At 73.2% G+C, this 16715-nt stretch carries 17 protein-coding genes; 6 read left to right on the forward strand and 11 right to left on the reverse strand.

The genetic code is table 11. The features are described 5' to 3' along the window. Positions 1-48: 48 nt before the first annotated feature. On the forward strand, positions 49-675 hold the full coding sequence (locus BLW76_RS23655) for a DUF4360 domain-containing protein (RefSeq protein ID WP_091311051.1): 627 nt from the start codon (positions 49-51) through the stop codon (positions 673-675). A gap of 261 nt (positions 676-936) precedes the next feature. On the opposite strand, the gene BLW76_RS23660 is transcribed toward BLW76_RS23655, so the two are convergent. Next, the gene (locus BLW76_RS23660) at positions 937-1371 is read right to left on the reverse strand and encodes a MarR family winged helix-turn-helix transcriptional regulator (RefSeq protein ID WP_167384701.1); all 435 of its coding nucleotides are present in this window, start codon (positions 1369-1371) and stop codon (positions 937-939) included. Positions 1372-1471: 100 nt separating this feature from the next. Between BLW76_RS23660 and BLW76_RS23665 the strand changes: the two genes are divergently transcribed. Further along, entirely contained in the window at positions 1472-3535 is a 2064-nt protein-coding gene (locus tag BLW76_RS23665) for an MMPL family transporter (protein WP_091311053.1), read from the forward strand. A gap of 147 nt (positions 3536-3682) precedes the next feature. On the opposite strand, the gene BLW76_RS23670 is transcribed toward BLW76_RS23665, so the two are convergent. Beyond that, entirely contained in the window at positions 3683-4396 is a 714-nt protein-coding gene (locus BLW76_RS23670) for a sugar isomerase domain-containing protein (protein ID WP_091311056.1), read from the reverse strand. A gap of 73 nt (positions 4397-4469) precedes the next feature. Here BLW76_RS23670 and BLW76_RS23675 point away from each other — a divergent pair, with 73 nt between their 5' ends. Further along, on the forward strand, positions 4470-5177 hold the full coding sequence (locus BLW76_RS23675; RefSeq protein ID WP_091311058.1) for an SDR family oxidoreductase: 708 nt from the start codon (positions 4470-4472) through the stop codon (positions 5175-5177). A 10-nt stretch (positions 5178-5187) separates the two neighbouring features. Here the strand turns inward: BLW76_RS23675 and BLW76_RS23680 are convergent, their stop codons facing one another. The 7 genes from BLW76_RS23680 to BLW76_RS23710 all read right to left on the reverse strand — a co-directional run bounded on the left by BLW76_RS23680 (position 5188) and on the right by BLW76_RS23710 (position 10590). Further along, complete coding sequence (locus tag BLW76_RS23680) at positions 5188-5523, reverse strand: STAS domain-containing protein (RefSeq protein ID WP_091311060.1); 336 nt, start codon at positions 5521-5523, stop codon at positions 5188-5190. Then, the gene (locus BLW76_RS23685; protein WP_091311063.1) at positions 5520-6563 is read right to left on the reverse strand and encodes a cobalamin B12-binding domain-containing protein; all 1044 of its coding nucleotides are present in this window, start codon (positions 6561-6563) and stop codon (positions 5520-5522) included. The genes BLW76_RS23680 and BLW76_RS23685 overlap by 4 nt, the downstream gene beginning before the upstream one ends. Further along, positions 6560-8188: a PP2C family protein-serine/threonine phosphatase gene (locus BLW76_RS23690; protein WP_091319762.1), complete on the reverse strand. Its 1629-nt coding sequence runs from the start codon at positions 8186-8188 to the stop codon at positions 6560-6562. The genes BLW76_RS23685 and BLW76_RS23690 overlap by 4 nt, the downstream gene beginning before the upstream one ends. Continuing rightward, positions 8181-8579, reverse strand: a complete 399-nt coding sequence (locus tag BLW76_RS23695; RefSeq protein ID WP_091319764.1) for an ATP-binding protein — start codon at positions 8577-8579, stop codon at positions 8181-8183. The genes BLW76_RS23690 and BLW76_RS23695 overlap by 8 nt, the downstream gene beginning before the upstream one ends. A gap of 92 nt (positions 8580-8671) precedes the next feature. Next, positions 8672-9055 (reverse strand): STAS domain-containing protein, encoded by a 384-nt coding sequence (locus BLW76_RS23700; protein ID WP_091311067.1) that lies wholly within the window; start codon positions 9053-9055, stop codon positions 8672-8674. Between the two features lie 99 nt (positions 9056-9154). After that, positions 9155-10321 carry a VanZ family protein gene (locus tag BLW76_RS23705; RefSeq protein WP_091311068.1) on the reverse strand — a complete coding sequence of 389 codons (1167 nt, stop codon included), beginning with the start codon at positions 10319-10321 and terminating at the stop codon, positions 9155-9157. 74 nt (positions 10322-10395) lie between these two features. Continuing rightward, complete coding sequence (locus BLW76_RS23710) at positions 10396-10590, reverse strand: antitoxin (protein WP_091311071.1); 195 nt, start codon at positions 10588-10590, stop codon at positions 10396-10398. 280 nt (positions 10591-10870) lie between these two features. On the opposite strand from BLW76_RS23710, the gene BLW76_RS23715 reads away from it, so the two are divergent. Beyond that, positions 10871-12583: an alkaline phosphatase family protein gene (locus BLW76_RS23715; RefSeq protein WP_091319767.1), complete on the forward strand. Its 1713-nt coding sequence runs from the start codon at positions 10871-10873 to the stop codon at positions 12581-12583. 96 nt (positions 12584-12679) lie between these two features. Here BLW76_RS23715 and BLW76_RS23720 read toward each other — a convergent pair whose 3' ends face one another. Continuing rightward, positions 12680-13909: an ISAs1 family transposase gene (locus BLW76_RS23720; protein ID WP_425266016.1), complete on the reverse strand. Its 1230-nt coding sequence runs from the start codon at positions 13907-13909 to the stop codon at positions 12680-12682. 375 nt (positions 13910-14284) lie between these two features. Between BLW76_RS23720 and BLW76_RS23725 the strand changes: the two genes are divergently transcribed. Further along, on the forward strand, positions 14285-14581 hold the full coding sequence (locus BLW76_RS23725) for a hypothetical protein (RefSeq protein WP_091311075.1): 297 nt from the start codon (positions 14285-14287) through the stop codon (positions 14579-14581). 384 nt (positions 14582-14965) lie between these two features. After that, entirely contained in the window at positions 14966-16090 is a 1125-nt protein-coding gene (locus BLW76_RS23730; protein ID WP_091311078.1) for a S1 family peptidase, read from the forward strand. A gap of 25 nt (positions 16091-16115) precedes the next feature. Here the strand turns inward: BLW76_RS23730 and BLW76_RS23735 are convergent, their stop codons facing one another. Further along, positions 16116-16715 (reverse strand): TetR/AcrR family transcriptional regulator, encoded by a 600-nt coding sequence (locus BLW76_RS23735; RefSeq protein WP_091311079.1) that lies wholly within the window; start codon positions 16713-16715, stop codon positions 16116-16118.

The following is a 16715-nucleotide window of genomic DNA, read 5'->3' on the forward strand; positions in this document are numbered from 1 at the left end:
GCGATCATCATCACCACCTAGGCACCGTGGCCCATTTGGAGGAGCGTCATGCTCGGTATGTCGGTCGTAGCCGCAATGATTCTGTCCGCTCTCGCCGCTCCCGTCGATTCTCCGGCGACGTCGGTTCCGGCCGAAAAGATCACGCTCGACATCAAGACGATCAACGGCTCGGGCTGCCCGGCCGGCACCGCGGCCGCCTCGGCCGACGTCGCGTCCGACAACACCTCGTTCACGGTGCACTACACGAACTTCACCGCGAAGGCCGGCGGTGGCGCGTCCGCGCTCGAAGGCCGGAAGAACTGCCAGATCAACGTGCTCGTCCACGTGCCGCAAGGGTTCACGTACGCGATCGCCCAGGTGCACTACCGCGGCTTCGCGCACATCGAGAGCGGGGCGAGCGCGATCGAGCAGGCCAACTACTACTTCACCGGGACGGCCCCGACCGCCCGGGTGCGGCACACCTTCACCGGCCCGTTCCACGGCGTGTGGCGGGCCACCGACACCACCGAGGTGGCCGAGCTGGTGTTCGCCCCGTGCGGGGAGAACCGCAACCTGAACATCAATGCGGAACTGCGCGCGGACGCGGGTTCCTCGTCCGGTGCCAGTTACATCGAAATGGATTCCGAACACGCGAGCGTGGACACGATTTACCAGTTCGCGTGGAAGACCTGCTGAATTCCGGCGGTCATTGTCACGGCAAACCCGCGCACCGGCACCCCGTCCGGTGAGCGGGTTTGCCGTGTGGCGGAAATCGGCGCAAATCCGTTGAACGCCGATCAGGCGGGCGGAGTCAGCTCCGGACCGGCGGGCGTTCGGCTTCGGGCACCAGGCGGCATCGTCGCTCGAACCGCTCCATCAGGACGGTAGCGATCAGGACGGCCACTGGGGTGCTCACCGCGATCCACATGGAGGAGAGCTACCCAGCGCCGCGCGAGCTCAATCGCCCGCGGACAGCCGGGTGATCAGGTCCAGCAGGCCGGCGCGGAAGGCGGCGTCGTCGCCGAGCCCGCCGAGCAGGGCGGGCTCGGCGCGCACGGCCTGCTCGTGCACGGCCCGCCCGCGCTCGGTCAGCCGGGTCAGCTGCCGCCGTCCGTCGGCCGGGTCCGCGGCCCGGCTGACGAACCCGGCCCTGGCCAGGCGGTCGAGCGTGCGGCTCATCGTCTGGTCGGTCACCTGGCAGCGCTGGGCCAGCGCCCGCTGGGGGAGCGGCCCCTCGCGCAGGGTGTGCAGCGCGATGAGACCCGCGTGGGTGAGTCCCATGCCGTCCAGGGTGGCCACCCAGCGCTGCTCCAGCAGCCGCGCGGCCACGGCCAGCAACCGGCCGGTGGGCCACGTGCTCAGGCCGGGTTCGGGGGTCGGGCTCACCGTCACTGTGCTCGCTATCACTCGAGGGTTCGTCGGGCTCGTCGTGCAGAATGTTCAGCTTGCTGAACAATTGGGCGGGTTCGCCCTCGAAAGGACTCTAGCGACCATGAACGACAACCCGCGCCGCCTCCGCTGGCTGGTCCCGGCCCTCCTGGTGATCGCCTGGCTCGGGCTGGGCGGGTTCGGCGGCCCGTTCGCCGGCAAGCTCGGCGAAGTCGCGAAGAACGACAACGCCGCCTTCCTGCCGCGCTCGGCCGAAGCCACCGAAGTCGCCGACGAGCAGAAGGCGTTCAGCCCGCGCCAGGTGCTGCCCGCGACGGTCGTCGCCGAGCGCCCGAGCGGCCTGACCGGCGAAGACCGGCGGTTCCTCGAGGCCAAGGCGCGGGAGCTGGGCGGCGTCCCCGGCGTGGTCGGCCCGCTCGGCGAGCCCCAGCCGGCACCCCGGGACGACCAGGCGGTGCAGCTGTCCGTGCCGGTCGCCGCCGACGGCAACCCCGCCGACGTCGTCAAGGAGGTCCGGGCCCGCCTCGGCGGCGCCCCCGCCGGGCTGACCGTGCTCGTCACCGGGCCGGCCGGGCAGGTCGCCGACCTGGTCACGGCGTTCGGCGGCATCGACGGCATCCTGCTGCTGGTCGCCGGCGGCGTGGTCGCGCTGATCCTCGTCGCGGTCTACCGCAGCCCGCTGCTGCCGTTCCTGGTGCTGCTCTCGGCGGTGTTCGCGCTCGGGCTCGCCAGCCTCGTCGTCTACCTGCTGGCGAAGCACGACGTCCTCGCGCTCAACGGCCAGAGCCAGGGCATCCTCTCGATCCTCGTCTTCGGCGCGGCGACCGACTACGCGCTCCTGCTGGTCGCGCGGTTCCGCGAGCAGCTGCGCGACACCCCGAGCCGCTTCGACGCGCTCCGGCTCGCCTGGCGCGCGACGCTCGAACCGATCGCGGCGTCGGCGGGCACGGTCGTGCTCGGCGTGCTGTGCCTGCTGTTCAGCGACCTCAACTCGAACAAGGGCCTCGGCCCGGTCGCGGCGATCGGCATCGGCGCGGCGCTGCTGGCGTCGACCACGTTCCTGCCGGCCGCGCTGGCGCTGTGCGGCCGCGGCGCGTTCTGGCCGTTCAAGCCCGCGCTGGGGTCGCCGCACCCCGAGACGTCCGGGCTCTGGGGCCGGGTCGCGCGCCTGGTCGGCCGCCGCCCGCGCACGGTCTGGGTGGTGACGGCGCTGGTGCTCGGGCTCGGCGTCGCGTTCGTGCCGCAGCTCAAGGCGTCCGGCACCGCGCAGTCGGACGTGTTCCTCACCGAGGTCGAATCCGGGCGGGGCCAGGAGATCCTCGGCAGGCACTTCCCCGGCGGCCTCGGCGCGCCCGCGGTCACGATCGCCGACGCCGGCGCCCTGCCCGCGGTCCTGCAGGCGTCCACAATGGACGGCGTGGCGCAGTCGTTCCCGGTGCCGGGCCCCGACGGCGGCCCCAAGGTGGTCGGCGGCCGCGTCCAGGTCCTCTCGGTGCTGACGGACCCGGCGGACTCCGAGGCGGCGGTCGCGACCGTCGGCAGGCTGCGCGACGCCGTGCACGCGGTCCCGGACGCGAACGCGAAGGTCGGTGGCCCGACGGCGATCCAGCTGGACACGCAGCAGACGTCGAAGCGCGACCGCGCGCTGATCATCCCGATCGTGCTCCTGGTGATCTTCCTGGTGCTGGCCCTGCTGCTGCGGTCGTTGCTGGCCCCGCTGCTGCTGATCGCCACGGTGGTGCTCTCGTTCGCGGCGACGATGGGCGTGTCCGCGCTGGTGTTCAACCACATCCTGGGCTTCCCGGGTGCGGACCCGGTGGTGCCGCTGTTCGGGTTCGTGTTCCTGGTGGCACTGGGGATCGACTACAACATCTTCCTGATGACGCGCGTGCGGGAGGAGGCCCTGACCCGCGGCACGCGCGAAGGGACGTTGCGCGGGCTGACGTTGACGGGCGGGGTGATCACGTCGGCCGGGGTGGTGCTGGCGGCGACGTTCTCGGCGCTGGCGGTGATCCCGATCCTGTTCCTGGCGCAGATCGCGTTCATCGTGGCGTTCGGCGTCCTGCTGGACACGTTCCTGGTGCGGTCGCTGCTGGTGCCGGCCCTGACCATCGACGTCGGGCGGCGCGTCTGGTGGCCGTCGCGGCAGGCGCGCCGGGAGGCGTGAGACGCGCCGACGGGCGACAGCCCCAAGCGCCCCAATGTGGCGTTGGTTGCGTCCAACGCACCCAATGTGGCGTTCGGTGCGTCTGACGCACCGAACGCCACATTGGGGCGCATCGGGCCGGACGCCGGACCACTTGCGGGAACCCCGCTACAGCATCGGCACCCGGGGCCGGTACTGCTCGAGCAAGCCCTCGTTCGCGGCGTCGCCGCCGGGGAGGTTCGAGCTCTGCCACAGGGGGATGTCGCCGGCCAGTGCCGTCAGGCGGACGAGCAGGAGGTTCCACAGGTAGGTCGAGCAGAGGGTCGACAGCGCCGCCGTGGTGCCGCTGGGGGTGGGGACCACCGCGTCGCCCGGGGGGATGGCCGTGTCCAGGACGGCGTCGGCCAGCTCGCCGAGCTTGGCGAAGGAGCGGGCCGGGGCGCTTTCCATGTGGGGCCGGGACGAGAACGCGACGACGTAGGCCTCCCGCTTCCTGAACTCGCCGGCGAGTTCGACCGGGAAGGCGTTGACGCCGGAGTTGGAGAAGATGATCCCGACGTCGCCGGGCCGGACCTGGGCCTGCGCGACCAGGGTGGCGGCCAGGCCGGGCACCCGCTCCAGCTGGGTGCTGGCCTGGGCGCCGTGCAGGGGCAGCAGGCCGGGGTGGAACAGCGGGCGCACGCAAGCCAGCCCGCCGGCGCGGTAGAACGTCTCCAGCACGGCGGCCAGGCTGTGGCCCGCGGCCGCGGTGTGCACCAGCCGGCCGGCGCGGACGACGTCGAGGAGCCGGCCGGCCACCGCGTCGAGGGTGGCGGCGTTGTGCTCTTCGATCAGGCGGAGGTGCTCGCGTGCCGCGGCGCCGAAGTCGGTGGTGAAGTCCACGGGTTCTCCTAGCTGGGTGACGGTGACCCCTATGGTCTAGACCATTCCGGGAGGGTTGGCTAGTCTTGCGTTCGTGACCGATCCCGTGTTCCTGATCACCGGCGCCTCCCGGGGCATCGGCGCCGCCACCGCCCGGCTCGCCGCCGAAGCCGGCTACCGCCTGGTCCTCGTCGCCCGCGACGAAAGCCGCCTGACCGGCCTCGCCGCGGACCTGGGCGGCCCCGGCCGGGTCTGGCCGGTCGCCTGCGACGTGACCGACTGGGCCCGGCTCGACGGGCTCGTCACCCGGGTGCGGGAGCGGTGGGGCCGCCTCGACGTGGTCTTCGCGAACGCGGGCACCAGCGTGGTGACGTCGTTCCTCGGCCACCGGGGCGCGCCACCGGACGAGTGGCGGGACATGGTCCTGGCCAACGTGTACGGGCCGGCGCTGACCGCCCGCGCCACCCTGCCCGCCCTGGTCGAATCCGGCGGCCACCTGGTGCTGACCGGCTCCGCGGCGGGTCGCGGGGTGCGGCCGGGCAACCTGTATTCGGCCACCAAGTGGGCCGTCACCGGTCTGGCCCAGTCGATCCGCGCCGAGTGCGTCGGCACCGGCGTCCGGGTCACCCTGGTCCAGCCCGGCCTGGTGGACACCGGCGGGATCCCGCCCGGACGGGCCGGTGACCCCAAGCTCGACCCGGCCGACATCGCCCGCGCGGTGCTCTACGCGGTCGGCCAGCCGGCCACGGTGGACGTGAACGAGATCCTGGTCCGCCCGGTGGGGCAGGACCCGTACCGCTGACCCGCGCCGCTCAGGAATCGAGCCGGGCGCGGGAATCCCGGGCTTCGCCGGTCAGGTACGCGGCCGTGCCGGTGCGGGCGAGCAGCCGCTCCAGGGCCGGCCGCCGGTTGTCCAGGTGCAGCCGGGCACCCGCGCCGGTGACGACGCGGTGCCGCTTCATCAGCTCCGACAGCCCCGACGAGTCGCAGAAGCCGAGCTCGGCGCAGTCCAGCCGGACTTCGCGGACGTCCCGGGTGAGCCGGTCGGTGACCAGGCGCAGCAGCGTCCCGGTGGTGGCGAACTCGAGGTCGCCCGCGATCGTCACGCGGGCCGTGCCCATTTCGGCCGTCCAAGTGCAGGTGATCATGCCAGTTGCCCCTGTGCGGTGCGGAGCATGCCGGCGGCCCGCGGGAAGTCGCGCAGCTCGGTCTCGAGCAGTTCGAGGGCGGGCACGAGCGAGGCGGCCGGGACGCCGCGCGAGGTCAGGATCCCCGCGGTCCAGCCCAGGAACCCGGTGAACAGCTCGCCGTCGCCGACGTAGAGGGCGGCGGCCAGGAACTCGACGGTGTGCGCGAGGTCCTCGGCCGTGTACTGGCGCTGGAGGTCCGTGTACTCCCGCATGGCCGGGATCCGCTCCTCCAGGCCGGCCAGCACGGTCTTGACGAGCCGGCCCGCGCTGCGCGTGACCAGCGTGTACTCCTGGTCGGCCAGGTGCGGCAGGTCGTCGAGCGGCTGGTGGGCCGTGTGGGGCCGGGGGAGCGGCTCGGCCAGCCGGTCGGCGGCCGCCCGGGCGTCCGGAGCCCACGCTTCGGCGCCCAGCAGCCGCGCGTAGCGGCCGTCGGGCCCGAAGGCGGCGCCGCCCGCGATGACCGGGGTGGCCGCCGCCTGGCACGCGGTGATCGTCGCGTGCGCCGTCGGCAGCCGGGTCGCCAGCGAGCCGGACAGCGCCACCGCGTCCGGGCCGATCCGGTGCAGGTGGGCCACCAGGTGCGGGGCCGGCACCTGCGCGCCGAGGTAGTCGACGGCGAAGCCGCGCAGCCGCAGCACCTCGGCCAGCAGCCGGGCCGGCATCGCGTGCCACTCCCCGTCGACGCAGGCGACGGTGATCCGGCCGAGGTGCGGCTCCGGCCGCTTCAGCACGAAGCCGAAGGTGGCGATGACGCGGTCGTTGATCGCGGTCGCCGCGTGCTCCTGCGCGACCGTGAGGCGGTTCGCGGCCCACTCCAGGCCGACCCGCCGCTGCACCGCGCCGATCACGTCGAGCAGCACGCTCTCCGGGTCGGTCCCGTCGCCGAGCGCCTGGACGACGACGTCGCCCGCCGCGTACTCGTTCCCGGTCGTGACGGCGGCCCAGAGCCGTTCGGCGTGCTCGGCCACCCCGGTGCCGCGGGTCGTGGCGGTGCTCATGCGGTGTACCTCCCGCGCCCGTGGCCGCCGACGGCGGCGAGGTGCTGCCCGCGCGGCGCGGTGATCGCCAGCACGGCCATGTCGTCGTGGGTGCCGCGCCCGATCCACTGCGAGGCGAGCATCTGCACGCGCTCGACGACGGCGTCGGCCGGCATGTTCGCGCACTCGGCCAGTGCCTGCTTGAGCCGCTCTTCCCCGAACATGGCGTCCCCGAGCGGGCCACCCTTCGCCTCGACGATCCCGTCGGTGTAGAGCAGGCAGGTCTCCCCGGGGTGCAGCGTCAGCTCCGCGCCGACCGACTCGATCTCGGGCAGCACGCCGATCAGGCTGCCACGGGTCTCGGCCTCCTCGACCCGGCCGTCGGCGCGCACGACCAGCGGCGGCGGATGGCCCGCGCAGGTCACGCGCAGCCGGACGTCCGCGCCCTCGCGCCGCGCGGAGGCCAGCACGAGCGTGACGTACCGGGCGTCGGCGTTGTCGCCGAGCGTGCGGTTCAGCAGGTCGAGCAGCCGGTGGTGGTCGCCGGCCATCGGCAGCAGCGCCCGCAGCGTCGTGCGGATCTTGCCGGTCAGCACGGCCGCGTCGAGGCCCTTGCCGCAGACGTCGCCGAGCACGGCGAGGGACTCCTCGCCCTCGGCGGTGACGGCCGAGTGGACGTCGTAGAAGTCGCCGCCGATCCGCTCGCCGTCGCGGGCCGGGCGGTACCGGCCGGCGAACTCGACGCCGCCGAGCTGCTCGAGCGTCGGCGGCAGCAGCTCGCGCATGAGCGTGTCGGTGATCGAGGCCTGCAGCGCGAACACCCGCGCCGCCGACATCGCCGCGCCCGCTCGCGCCGCGAACAGCCGCGCGAAGAGCTCTTCGGACGCGGTGAACGACGCCCGGTCGCCGCGGCGCAGCAGGACCAGCGCGCCGGCGGGGACGCCGTGGCCGGGCAGCGGCGTCACGACGATCGAGCCGACCGTGCCGAAGCCCGGCGGCAGCACCCAGCGGGGCGCGGCGTCCGGGTCGAGCCAGCGCGAGGGCACCGGTGGGAAGCCCTGCAGCGCTTCGCCGAGGCCGGGCAGCTCGTCCGGGTCGACCGCCAGCCGGGCCCGGACCGGCTCGCCGCCGCGCACGCAGGACACGGCCGGGAAGGGCCCGCCCGCGGCCGGCGCCAGGACGAGCGCGGCGTCGGCGAGGTGCTGCGCGGCGAGCCGGGCGGCGACCTCCATGCAGCGGTCCAGGTTGAGCGAGCCCAGCAGCGCGGCGGAGGCGTCGCTGAGGAACGCCGTCCGCTCCTGCTCGCGGGCCAGCGCCTCGCGCGCCGAGCGGGCTTCGGTCTCGTCGAGCAGCCACCAGGTCACGGCCTCGCCGTGCGGGACCGGGTGCGCGGCGAAGGCGAGCTCACCGACCTCGCCGTGGACGACGTCGCCGACGCCGCCCTCGTGGGCGGCGACCAGCCAGTCCGCGACCGCGCCGGCGGCCGGGCGGCCCGGGCCGGCGGCGGGGAACAGCAGGCGGGCGGCGTCGTTGAGGGCGCGGATCGTCCCGGACCGGTCGACGACCAAGGCCGCGGCGGGTGCGGCCGACCAGCCCTCCGTGCCGTCGAGCGCGACGGCGGGCGCGGGGTGCGCCGGATCAGCCACGGGCACCGGCCGGGTCGGGGTCGGTGGCCAGCTCGGCCCACAGGGTTTTGCCGCTGGGCCGTCGCAGCTGGCCCCAGGCCGCGGCGCAGCGCTCGACGAGCAGGAGGCCGCGGCCGCCGTGGTCGGACGGCGCCCGGCGCCGGGCGGGCTCGCCCCCGCTGTCGTCGACCTCGATCCGCAGCTTGGCCGCGCCGGGCAGCAGCCGGACGTGGTAGGGCGCGCGGCCGTGGCGCAGCGCGTTCGACGTCAGCTCGTCCACCACCATGACCGCCGTGCCGACGAAGGCCGCCGGGAAGCCGCGCAGGACCGTCCGGACCCAGTGGCGGACCCGCGCCAGTTCGGAGAGCTCGGGGGAGATGCCGAGTTCGTGCCGGACAGATCGGAGTTTCACGTCGGCCTCCTTCGCCGTGCCGGCCCCCGCGGGGAGGCCCTCCCCTTCTTCATGCCCGGAACCGGGGTCGTCGACACGGGTGTCGGAGGACGTCACGCCGCACCCCACGAAGCTTCGGCCGCCTCGAGCGCGGCGTGCACGGGCATGACGTCGCCGAGGCCGAGCAGGGCGATGGGGCGGGTCACGGCCGGCGCGGCCGACACGACGGCGAACCGGCCGCCCGCCGCGCGCAGCCGGCGGGCCAGCCGCAGCAGGACCTGCAGGCAGCTGGAGTCGCAGTACGCCACCTCGGCCATGTCCACGACGACCCGCGCGGCGCCGGGCTCTTCGAGCAGCAGGTCCGCGAGCTTCGGGGACACCGCGAAGTCGAACTCCCCGCGCAGGGTGTGGACGCGCAGCCCCGCCGCGTCGTGCGTTTCGAGCGACCAGCCGTCACCGGTGAACCGCTGCCGGGGCCGCGCTGCGTCGGGGGTCATCCAAGCTCCAGGAGGGGACCGGTGGGCACGGGCTGGCGGCTCAACCCGTTCCGGACGCAATCTACCAGCGCCGCCCGCCCCGGGCAGCATGGTGTCCCGTCACCGTCCTTTAAGGACTTCCACCGGCGGGGCGGGCGCCGGCTCCGGTGCCGCGGCCGACGGCGGCACCACGGCGACGTTCACCGTGCGGGTCAGCCGTTCGTAGGGTGCCCGGTGCTCGTCGTCGAGCAGCACCGCCAGCGGCGTCCAGACACCCACCACGAACACCGACGCGGCCAGCGCGACGGGCAGGAGCAGCTGCTCGGGGTGGGTGCCGAGGTCCCAGCGGTCGAGGTCCAGCACCCACCACGCGAGCCACAGCGGCGAGAGCAGGACGCCGTTGCGGACCAGCAGCGCGACCGGTCCGGCCCGGCGGCCGCCGCGGCGGGCCACCCGCAGCAGCATCGCGCGCTTCCCGGGGGTCGAGCCGGTGACGGCGGGCAGCACCACGAACCACACGAGGGCGAGGATCACCACCGGCGTGTCGCGGTGGCGCAGGTCCTCGCCGAACAGCGTGAGCAGGCCGAAGAGGAACCCGAGCAGCGCGGCGAACCCGAGCAGATCGGTCGCCAGCGCGAAGAGCCGCCGGGTGAACGTCACCTTCGCGGCGTAGCGACGGCGGTCGTGCTCCGGTTCGAGGGCGGGCAGCAACCGGCCGAGCGGACCGGCCAGCAGCCAGCCGGCGACGACGCCCGCCGTGTTGAGGATGAGGTCGTCGACGCTGAACAGCCGGTACGGGCACGGGTAGACGAACCACAGGCCGGTCAGCTGCGTCAGCTCGAAGAACAGGGAGACGCCGAAGCCGATGAGGGCCGTGGGCACGAGCCGCATCCGCTGCGCGTACCGGACGTAGAAGCCGAGCGGGGCGAGCATCACGACGTTGAGCGCCGTGGTCCAGACCGCCGGGTTGTGCAGCAGCGCGCCGGGGCTCCAGTGCCCGCGGGCGCGCTGCGAGACGACTTCGACGAAGTAGAAAGGCCGCAACTGCGGAGAACTCGCGTAGGTGTGCCCCGCGCAGTAGGCCGGATCGGCGGGCAGCGGGAGCACCGTCTGCGTCGCGATCGCCAGCAGGTAGAAGAGGAACGTGTAGAAGACGAAGGTCGGCCAGCCGCCGGCGCGGCCGCGGCGGCGGTAGCTGACGAACGCGGCGGGCAGCATGACGGCCAGCACGAGCAGGGGGAACAGGAGCAGGGCGGTCCGGACGGGGACGAGGTAGGTGGCGACCACGGAGCCGGTGGTACCCAGCCGCGGGGGCGGCGAAGCGTGCTTCCCCCGGACGGCTGGGATTCACCGGCGACGGCTCACTGCGGCGGGGCGTCCTGCCCGCCGCCGCCCTGCCGGTGCAGGAACTCCTTCGCCTTCTCCGACCCCTGGTCGATCTTGTCGGCGTGCTGGCCGAAGCGCTGCTTGGCGGCTTCGGCGGCCTTGTCGACGCCCTGGTCGGCCTGGTCCGGGTGCTTCCCGAGCGCTTCCTTCGCCTTGTCGAAGAGATTCATCGCGGGCACTCCTTCCGTAGTTCGATCTTCGGGCTCTCCGAGGAGAACACCGGGGGCGGCGGCCCGCAACGCTCGTTCCCCTGCGTCGGGGATTTCGGGCGTTTCCCCGGGTGAAAGGCGGTGTGCCGGGGTTTGCGCGGGGCGGGCCGGGGTACCGCCGCGCCCCCGCGGGGGTGGGGCGCGTGAACCGCGGGCGGCCGTGGCCCGTATATCGGATGACGATCGCCGCCCGGCCGCACGGGACGGCGGTCACCCCGTGCACCACGACGTGAGGCTCGCCATGCTCGGAAACATCGGTCTGCCGCCGGCGCGGCGCGTCCGCCGTCGCACCCCGGGCGGAGGGATGGCTCTGCCCGACTTCGGGCTGCCCCGGCCGGGACGGCGGCGGCACGTCGTCGCGAACCGGGTCCTCACCGCGCTGGCGGCGCTGCTCGTGCTGTTCGCGCTCCTCGCGCCGGACGACCTCAGCTCGTTCTCCGCCGCGGCCCTCGTGCGCGTGCCGGTCGAAGGGCTGGTGATCGGCGCGTTCCTGCTGGTCCTGCCGCCGCGGCCGCGGCGCGTCGCGGCCGTGCTCGTCGGGCTGGGCCTGGGGCTGCTCATCCTGATGAAGGCGCTCGACACCGGCTTCTACGCCACCCTCGAGAAGCCGTTCGACCCGGTCTACGACTGGAGCTTCTTCCACGCCGGCGTCGAGTTCCTGGCCGGGCAGATCGGCAACGCGGCCACCGTCGCCGCGCTGGTCGTCGCCGGGCTGCTCGCGGTGGCCGTCGTGGTGGCCATGGTCCTGGCGGTGCTGCGGCTGAGCCGCGTGGCCGCCGGGCGGCGGACGGGCGCGACGCGGGTGGTGGCCGTCCTCTCGGTGGTCTGGATCGCCTCGTCGGTGTTCGGCGTCGAGCTCGCGCCGGGGCAGCCGGTCGCCGCGCAGAGCGCCGCCGCGCTGGCCTACGGCGACCTGCGCCAGGTCGGCGCCGACCTGCGCGACCAGCGGCCGTTCGGGGAGGTGGCCGCCGAGGACGCGTTCCGGGCCACCCCGGGCGCGCAGCTGCTCAACGGCCTGCGCGGCAAGAACGTCGTGCTGACGTTCGTGGAGAGCTACGGCCGGGTCGCGCTCGACGACCCGGTCATCGGCGCGAAGATCGGCCCGACGCTGGACGCGGGCACGGCCGAGCTGCGCGCGGCGGGCATCGGCGCGAAGAGCGCGTTCCTGTCGTCCTCGACGTTCGGCGGCGGCAGCTGGCTGGCGCACTCGACCGTGCAGTCGGGGATGTGGATCGACAACCAGCAGCGGTACAACGACCTGCTCGCCAGCGACCGGCTGACCCTCGGCGGGGCGTTCCAGCGGGCCGGCTGGCGAACGGTCTGGGACGTGCCCGCGCACACGAAGGACTGGCCGGAAGGGCAGAAGTTCTACCACCCGGACGCCTACTACGACGCCCGTTCCATCGGGTACCACGGGCCGGGCTTCGCCTACGCCACGATGCCCGACCAGTTCACGCTGTCGATGCTGCAGCGCAAGGAGCTGGCGAACACGGCCGGGCGGCCGGTGATGGCGGAGGTCGACCTGGTGTCGAGCCACGCCCCCTGGTCACCCCGCCCCTGGCTGGTGGACTGGAACCAGATCGGCGACGGCTCGGTGTTCAACCCCCAGCCCGCGGCGGGCGAAGCACCGGAGTCGGTCTGGAAGGACCCGGAGAAGATCCGCGAGGCCTACCGGGACGCGACGGACTACTCCCTGAAGACGGTGATTTCGTTCGTCAAGCAGTACGGAGACGACAACCTCGTGCTGGTGTTCCTCGGCGACCACCAGCCCCCGGTGGTGACCCCCCAGGGCGCGGTCCACGACGTGCCGGTCACGATCGTGGCGAAGGACCCGAAGGTCCTCGACCGGATCGCGGGCTGGGGCTGGGAGGACGGCCTGCACCCGGGCGCGAAGGCGCCGATCTGGAAGATGGACTCCTTCCGGGACCGGTTCCTGAACGCCTTTGCCCGGTGACCGTCCTGTTCGGACTGTGGTGACGCGGCTGGGGGAGTGGCCGGCCGGCAGTCCCCGCCCTCCCTGGCAGGGGCCCGGCAAAGTTGTTTGTGCTGGTCATGTGGGGATTCCGTAGAGGGTGAGGGGCCGGGTGGCGTGGCGGGCTGTGTGGCGTAGGGCGGCTGCGATGTTGGTGCGGCCTGCTGCGCGGTGGGCGCTGATGGCGAGGTTGCGGAGGGTGGCCATGGCGCGGGGTGCGGTGCCGGTGCGGACGCGGGAGGCGTCTTCGCCGTAGGTGGTGTCGCGGACGCGGTGCAGCCGGTTCTCGATGCTCCAGTGCCCGCGCAGGAGAGTGGCGATGGTGGCGGGGCCGGCTTGGTCGGGGGTGAGGGGGGTGATGCCGTAAACGGTGTGATTTTCCCGTTTTCCGCTCACGCGGTCGGTGCGGTAGCGGGTGGTCTGGAAGACCTGTGCGGCGTGCGGGAAGTCGAGGTCGTCGGGGGCGGGCAGGACTTCGGTGGTGCGTTGTTCGAGGCGTCCGTGCCCGATTCCGGTGCTGGTGTGGCGGGTGGCCTGGGGCCAGGGCAACGCCTGCAGCCGGGCGTGGAGGCGGTGCTGGTTTTCCTTGACGGTGAACACATAGTGCGCGTCGCGGTGGGTGAGGTAGCGGGCCAGGCCGCGGGTGGTGTGCAGTGCGTCGGCGGTGACCACGACGCCGGTGAGGTCGATGCCGTCGAGCAGGGGCTGCATCCAGGTGATCTCGCTTGTTCCCCTGGCCACGTTCTGCTGGGCCAGCACGATCGCGTCCTGGTGGGTCAGTGCGGAGAGCAGATGGACCCCCGCTCCGCCGGTGCGGGCGAAGGTGCCGCGCAGTGATTTGCCGTCCACCGCGATCGCTGTTGGCGTGCGTTCCGATGGGCTGCCTGCGGTGGTGGTCGCGGTGATCCAGGCGCTGATCGCGGTGTCGAGGTCGTCGCCGTCGATGCTGGAGAGCACCCGTCGCACGGTGGCCTCGCCCGGGGCGGCGTGCCGGTCACGGCAGGGGTCGAACCGGGTGCCCAGCCGGGCCAGCACACGCTGTGGTGCATCCGCGGCCCACTCGCCGATTGCGGTGAACGACTGGGCTCCCGCGGCGACCGCGGCGGCGGCCAGCGTCAGGATCGATTCCAGTGAATGCCGTATCCCGCGCCGCTTCGGTGGATCAGGCACCAGGACGAGATATTCCCGCAGGTCAGCGACCTGGTCAAGGTCAGCGGCGGTGGCCAGCTGAGCCACCGCGGCAGGAATGGGAGAAGATGCAACAGCAGGCACGGCTCTCTCACAGATCATGGGCTTCGACAACCACATGATCACCACCGAGAGCCGTGCCTGCCTGCAACGACACGACTTTGCCGGAACCCTGGCCCTCCCTGGGGGGCGTGCCCCTTGTCCAGCCTATCGGGGCCGCCCGACGAAAAGCCGGGTAAGCCGGCAGTGGTGGCCTGGTTGTCCACACCACGGCCCGGGTGGGGATAACCCGGTTCTGCGGGCGGCAGAGAATCCGCCATCCGTCCAGGGGCACCGGCTAGCCCGGATGGAGCAGCGCTGTGACTTTCCGCTGCGCGCCGATTCACTGGCCCGATGAATTGCCGGTAATTCTTGCGCACTTCTACGCTCGTGCTGTCGGGTTCTCGGCGCTGAGGAGTGCTCATGCGTAGGAAATGCACGGTTTTTGCGATCGCTGTGTTTTCCCTGTTCGGTCTGGCGGTCGGGCCTGCGGCCGCGGCCGGCGGTGATTTCGCGCCACCCGGCTGCTTCGGCCAGCGCTACGGGATCCTGTTCGGACAGGGCGTGTCGGTCAGCTGCTTTCCCGGTGAGGGCTACGGATACCGCGTCCTCGCGCACTGCTCGAACGGCTCCGCCTTCTGGCTGGTCGCCGGTCTTCCGGTGCCCTACGGATTCGGCCCGGCCGTCGCGGAGTGCTCCGGTGCGTTGCTGGTGCCCGCCCAGGTGATCACCTACCAGGTCGACGAAATCTGATATCGCGCACAGAACCGCCCGGCCGCCTTTTCCCACCCGGTGGCCGGGCGGTGGCGTGCCCGGAATTCGACGGCGAAACCCGCGCGAAGGGGCACGTCTGCTGCCCGGCAGACTCCGGTTCGCGCCGGCGCTGCCGAAGCCGTGCTGTACTGGTTCAGACCTTTGTCTGACGCCGCGGAGAAGGGGCTGTGACACGGCGCGGGACGAGCCGGTGGCCGTTCCGCGCCTCGGTCGTGCGCGGAAAACCCTTGGCATCAGAGGAAAGTACACTGTGGACCGAAAGGAAATCCGGACAGAAGACCGGACAAATCTGGACCGGCGCGCGCCTCGCCCGCACACTCGGCGGACGGTGTGTTTCTTTCCCCCGGCCCTGGAGGAGTCCCCATGCGTCGAAGAATCGCCCTGGCTCTCGGCGGCGCCACCGCCGTCCTCACCGCGACCCTGACCGCTCTCACGCCCGCCGCCGCCCAGGCCTCGCCCGGCCTGATCGCCGCCATGCAGCGGGATCTCGGGCTCACCGCCGCGCAGGCGTCGGTCCGGCTCACGCAGGAAATGTCCGCCGCCCGGGTGCTGCCCGCCGCGCAGCAGGCCGCCGGCACCGCGTTCGGCGGGGCGTGGTTCGACCCCGCGCGGGGCAAGCTCGTCGTCGGCGTCACCGACCCGGCCGCGGCCAAGGCCGTCCGGCAGGCCGGGGCCGAGCCCGTCGCGGCCCGGACCAGCGCCGCGAAACTCGACGCCGCCAAGGCCGCGATCGACGCGGCGGCCAAGGCGAAGCCCGCGCCGGCCGCCGTCAGCGGCTGGCGCACCGACCCGCGAGCCGGCAGCGTCGTGGTCACCCTGCAGCCGGGCGCGCGCGGTGCCGACGTCGACGCCTTCCTCGCGAAAGCCCGCGAAGCCGGCCCGATCACCGTCCAGACCGCGCCGGCCGCCGAGCCCTTCTCGGCCGGCACCGTCGGCGGCGACCCGTACTACATCAACGGCAACACCCGCTGCTCCATCGGGTTCTCCGTGCAGGGCGGCTTCGTCAGCGCCGGGCACTGCGGCGGCACGGGCAGCTCCGTCGTCGGCTGGGACGGCTCGTGGATGGGCACCTTCGCCGGCTCTTCCTTCCCCGGCAACGACTATTCGTTCATCCGCATCGGCGGCGGCTGGTGGACCGCGCCGGTCGTGCTCGGCTGGGGCACGGTGAGCGACGCGCTCGTCCGCGGGTCCTGGGTCGCGCCGGTCGGCACGTCGGTGTGCCGCTCGGGCTCGACCACGCACTGGCACTGCGGCACGGTGCTGGGCCAGAACGAGACCGTCAACTACGCCCAGGGCGCGGTCTACCAGATGACCCGCACCAACGTCTGCGCCGAGCCGGGCGACTCCGGCGGCTCGTTCATCACCGGTGACCAGGCCCAGGGCGTCACCTCCGGCGGCTGGGGCAACTGCGGCTCCGGCGGCGAGACCTGGTTCCAGCCGGTCAACGAGATCCTGCAGACCTACGGCCTGTCCCTGGTGACGGCGTAGGGAGTGCCGCGGCAGACGACCCGGCCTACGGCTGCTGACTCCGCAGCAGGCTCGCGAGCCAGCCGCCGAGCACCTGCTGGACCTCGGCACGGGTGCGGGCCGGGTCGTCCGCCGCGGCGATCATCCGCGCGGCCTCCATCACCGCGCTGAGCACCAGCTGGGCCAGGGCCCGGACGGGCAGCTCGACGATCAGCCCGTCCGCCCTGGCCTGCTCCAGCACGGTCACGATCAGGCCGAGGCCGTACTCCGCCTCGATTTCGCGCCAGACGTCCCAGCCGAGCACGGCGGGCGCGTCGGTGAGCGAAATGCGGCGGACCTCTTCGCGCAGGCACGCGTCGAGGAAGACGCCGAGGCCCTGCAGCATGCCGGCGAGGGGATCCCCGCCCGCGGCGAACGCGGCCCGGACCTCTTCGGTGAGCTCGCGTTCCAGCTCTTCGACGACGGCGCGGAACAGGCCCTGCTTGTCGGCGTAGTGGTGGTACAGCGCGCCGCGGGTGACGCCGGCGGCGCGGGTGATCTCGTCGGCCGGCACGGCCTGGTAGCCGCGGGCGGCGAACAGCTCCCGCGCGGCGGCGACCAGGGCGGCCTTCGTGCCGGCGGAACGGTCCTGCTGGGTACGTCGCAC

It is taken from the genome of Amycolatopsis tolypomycina, assembly GCF_900105945.1.
Taxonomy (GTDB): domain Bacteria; phylum Actinomycetota; class Actinomycetes; order Mycobacteriales; family Pseudonocardiaceae; genus Amycolatopsis; species Amycolatopsis tolypomycina.